This is a genomic window from Azovibrio sp. (genome assembly GCF_049658005.1).
In the GTDB taxonomy this organism is placed as follows: Bacteria; Pseudomonadota; Gammaproteobacteria; order Burkholderiales; family Rhodocyclaceae; genus Azovibrio.
The window spans coordinates 1-4,438 of record NZ_JBASOH010000094.1; the positions used below are offsets into that span (position 1 = coordinate 1).

Below are 4,438 nucleotides of genomic sequence, written 5' to 3' on the forward strand. Positions count from 1 at the left end.
TGGGCCACCCCGCGGCTGCGGTCGCGGCCCTGGTCAATCATCTGGGCGCCCGGGGCGAAGAAGTTCCCGCCGGTACCCTGATCCTTTCCGGCGGCATCACCGAAGCCGTGGCCGTCAAGCCCGGCGATCACATCAATCTGCGGGTTCAGGGGATGGGCAGCGTCAGTTGCCACTTCGTCTGACCCAGCCCGTGGAGGCAGGGTTCTCGTCTCGATGGCCGGGTGATTTGTTAATGAGTGGCCAATGAGTGGCAATGAGTGGCAATGAGTGGCCAATGCCAGCCGCGTCACGCCCATGCGAGTGGCGCGGGTCAGAATCGAAGGTACAACCAGCAAGGAGCTGAATATGCCGTTTGCACAGATATTCCTGATGGAAGGGCGTAGAGAAGAACAGATGCGCGCCGTCATCGAAAAAGTGAGCGATGCCCTGGTGGAAGCCACCGGTTCTCCCCGGGAAAACGTCCGGGTGTGGATTCAGGAGGTGCCCAAGACCCAGTGGGGCATCGCCGGGAAAACCGCCAAGGATTTAGGGCGCTGAAAAAAACCTGAAGCCTGACCCTTCGCGCTTCCAGGAAGACCGGCCTGGACGACCTGGGGGGCTTTGCTTCCGGGTTCCTTCCTGGCCCGTTTTTCTGGCCCGCTTCCAGGTTCGCTTTCAGGTTCGCTTCCAGGTCCGGTCACGGCCGGGCGATTACCGGCGTGGTTTGCGGTCGTCAAGGCTATCAGCCCGGAACCGGAACAGGGATAATGCGAACCGATCTTTGTGGAGGAACCCATCATGAAACGACACTTGCTGCCGGCCCTGATCCTTGGCGGGCTGTCGCTCGGGGCGCTGGCCGATGATGCCGACCTCGGCGCGCTGGAATACCGGAACAGTTGCGCCGCCTGTCATGGCCTGGAGGGCAAGGGCGGCACCGAGATGGGGCGTCTGTTGCGGATCCAGCCGCCGGACCTGACCTTGTTGCAGCAGAAGAATGGCGGCGTGTTTCCCACGGCCCGGGTGTACAACACCATCGATGGCCGGCTGGACGTGCAGGCGCATGGCAGCCGCGCCATGCCGGTCTGGGGCCAGCGTTATACGGAGGAGGTCTCCTACCTCCACAGCGACCCTCTGCTGGGCGAGCGTACCGTACGGGTGCGGATTCTGGCGCTGATCGACTATCTCTATCGGTTGCAGCGCTGATTGCGGCGGTCCGCCCATGAACAAGCCCGGCCGTAACTGGCCGGGCTTTTTTGCAGCTTTGCCGGGCAGCTTTGCCGAGCAGCTTTGCCGAGCAGCTTTGCCGAGCAGCTTTGCCGATATCAGGCCCGGCCGGTGTATCCGGCCAGCAGCCGCAGCAGCTGCTCTTCGTCATAGGGTTTGCCCAGGTAATCATTGGCCCCGATTTCCATCGCGTAGTTGCGGTGTTTGTCCGCGGTGCGCGAGGTGATCATGATGATCGGCACCTGCTTCAGGCGGGCGTCGGCGCGGATGTTGCGCACCAGGTCGAAGCCGTCCATGCGCGGCATCTCGATGTCGGAGAGGATGACATCGGGAATCTTCTCGATCAGATGTTCCAGCGCATCGACCCCATCCTTGGCCAGCTCCACCTGGTAGCCTTCCCGGGCCAGCAGCTTGCTGGTGATCTTGCGGACCGTGAGGGAGTCGTCCACCACCAGGACGGTGGGTTGCTGCAGCGGGACCGGTGTCGCGGTGGCTTCGGGACCTGCCGCGCCTTTCAGGGGGGCGCTGGGGGCAGGAATCTGGCTGGCCAGGGCGACGGGGTTGAGGATCAGGACGACCTGGCCATCCCCCAGCACCGTGGCGCCGGCGATGCCGACCACGCGGGCCATCTGGGGGCCGACGTTCTTGACCACGATTTCCTGTTTCCCCTTCATTTCGTCGACCAGGATGGACACCCGCTGGGGTCCGGAGCGCAGCAGCAGCACCCAGTGCAGGCGGCGGTGTTCCGGCTGGGTCTGGTTGTCGCCCAGCAGGCGGGGCAGGTAATAAAAGGGGTAATGATGGTCCTGCCAGACGACTTCACCCTTGCTGCGGATTTCGTCCAGGGATTTTTCCCGGATTTCCTGGACCTGTTCGATCAGGGCGGAGGGAATGGCAAACAGCCGCTCGCCCACCTCGATCAGCACGGCCTGGGTGACGGCCAGGGTGAGCGGCAGGTAGAGGCGGAAGGTGGTGCCCTTGCCTTTTTCGGTGCGCACTTCGATCCGGCCGCCAAGGCTGGTGATCCCGGTTTTCACCACGTCCATGCCCACGCCGCGGCCGGCGACCTGGGAAATTTCGGTGGCGGTGGAGAAGCCGGAATGGAAGATGAAATCCACCAGATGTTGATCATCCACCGCCTCGCCCGGCGCGATCAGGCCGTCCGCTTCCGCCTTTTCGCGGATCCGGTCCAGATCAAGACCGGCCCCGTCATCGGACAGGGTGAGGATGATTTCATTGCCTTCCTGGGCCAGGCTGAGATTGATTTCACCAATTTCATCCTTGCCGGCGGCCAGGCGCTGTTCGCGGGCTTCCAGGCCATGGGCGACGGCGTTGCGCAGCATGTGTTCCAGGGACGGGAGGACATTTTCCAGCACGGAGCGGTCCAGTTCCACCTGGCCGCCGTGCAGTTCCAGGTTGGCGCGCTTGCCCACTTCCTTGGCGGTCTGGCGCACCAGCCGGTAGAGCCGCTCGCTCTGGCTGGCGAACGGCACCATGCGCACGCTCATCAGGGATTGCTGCAGGCTGCGGTTGAGGCGGGCCTGGGCGACGAGGGCGGCGTTGGCGTCATCCAGGTTTCTGAGCAGGTTCTGCTGCACCGTGGCCACGTCGTTGACCGACTCGGCCATCATCCGGGTGAGTTCCTGGAAGCGGGTGAAGCGGTCCAGTTCCAGGGGGTCGAAGTCGGCCTTGATTTCGTGACGGGTGTTGGCCTGGATCTGGGTTTCTGCCTGGATTTCGATTTCCCGCAGCTGGCGCCGCAGGCGGATCACGTTTTCCGTCAGGTCCAGGAGGGAATCCTTCAGCTCCCGCATTTCCCCTTCGATCCGGGCCCGGACGATGGCAAGTTCGCCGGCTTCATTGACCAGCTGGTCGACCAGATCGGCACGGACACGCAGCAAGGCCTTCTGGCTGGCTTCGCTTTCCTGCGGGGCATGAGCCTGCGTTTCAAGAGCCTGGGCGGCGGCGGGCGAGGGGCTGGCCGGTGCCGGCGCCGGGGGCGGCTCGCCTGCCGTTGCGGCGCCCGTTGCCGGCATCTGGGGCATCTGGGCAGGTTCGCCCGGGGTATCGGCGGAGGCGGTGCGCAGGGGTAGGCCGGGGGGGCTGAAATCGCCCGCCTGGTAACGCTCCACGGTCTGGGCCAGCAGGTCGCAGGCGGACTCGATGTCGTCCAGATCGGCCGGGGTGATCGGGGCGCCATGCAAGAGTTCGCCGACCCGGCTTTCGACGGCGTGGGTGAATTGCCCCAGATTCATCGCGCCAGCCATGCGCGAGCTGCCTTTGAAGGTATGCAGCAGCCGGGCCAGGGCATTGGGGGCGGTGGTGCTGCCCGGGTCTGCTTTCCAGGCGGCGATCTGGGTCTGGAAGCCTCCCACCAGTTCCTGGGCTTCTTCCAGGAAGATGGGGAGCAATTGCTCATCCATTTCGTCTTGCAGCAGCGGCAGCGTTTCCGGCGCGGCGGCTGGGAGGCTGCTGTCGGGCTGTCTGGCGCTGCTGTCCTCTGCCGGGGTCAACCCGGCATCGGTGATCCCTGCCTGAGTCCGGGGCGGGCTGAAGGGTTCGCCCAGGGATTCGCCCAGGGATTCGCCCAGGGATTCGCCCAGGGATTCGCCCAGGACGGCAACCATGTCCTTGTCCTGGTTTTCCTGTGCGTCGGATTCGCTCCGGGAGGGGTAAAGCTGGGATAGCGCATCGATCAACATCGGCTGGGCGTCCGGCATCTGACCCTTGGCCAGGCACTGCAACATCGCTTCCAGCGCGTCCATGGTCTGGCGCAGCACGGCCAGGCCTTCGAGGCTGTCCGGGTGCCGTGCGCCATCGCGGCGCAACAAGGCGTGTTCGAGTGCCTGCCCCAGTTTGTTGACCGGAAGAATGCCTACCGTACCGGCGATACCCGCCAGGGTATGGGCGGCACGGCCGATTTCGAAGGGAGTGGCCATGCTGGGGGCCTGGCTCAGCTCTTCGACAAAGCGCTGCAAATTGTCCAGATGGCCGCGCGCCTCATCCCGGAAAATTTCATGAAGCTGGGGTGAAATCGTCAGCGTCTGGGCCGCTGGCGCGGCACTTGGCCTGGGCTCCGGTTCCGGCTCCGGTTCCGGTTCCGGTTCGGGCTTGGGCGCCGGTTCGGGCTTGGGCGCCGGTTCGGGCTCGGGCGCCGGTTCGGGCTCGGGCGCCGGTTCGGGTTCGGCCTCCGGTTCGGGTGCCATGGCGGGTGCGTTGTCCAGCACGTCGAGGC

At 64.9% G+C, this 4,438-nt stretch carries 3 protein-coding genes and 1 pseudogene; 3 read left to right on the top strand and 1 reads right to left on the bottom strand.

The genetic code is table 11. The features are described 5' to 3' along the window. From WBH99_RS08710 to WBH99_RS08720, 3 genes and pseudogenes are all read left to right on the top strand, one after another. Nucleotides 1–182 (top strand): annotated as a pseudogene (locus tag WBH99_RS08710) (4-oxalocrotonate decarboxylase); the annotation flags it as partial. A 112-nt stretch (nt 183–294) separates the two neighbouring features. Then, nucleotides 295–537, top strand: coding sequence for a 2-hydroxymuconate tautomerase (locus WBH99_RS08715; protein WP_424219694.1), 243 nt, complete (start codon nt 295–297; stop codon nt 535–537). A 240-nt stretch (nt 538–777) separates the two neighbouring features. Then, on the top strand, nt 778–1,182 hold the full coding sequence (locus tag WBH99_RS08720) for a c-type cytochrome (RefSeq protein ID WP_424219692.1): 405 nt from the start codon (nt 778–780) through the stop codon (nt 1,180–1,182). A 119-nt stretch (nt 1,183–1,301) separates the two neighbouring features. Here the strand turns inward: WBH99_RS08720 and WBH99_RS08725 are convergent, their stop codons facing one another. Continuing rightward, nucleotides 1,302–4,409 (bottom strand): response regulator, encoded by a 3,108-nt coding sequence (locus WBH99_RS08725; protein WP_424219693.1) that lies wholly within the window; start codon nt 4,407–4,409, stop codon nt 1,302–1,304. Nucleotides 4,410–4,438 lie beyond the last annotated feature (29 nt).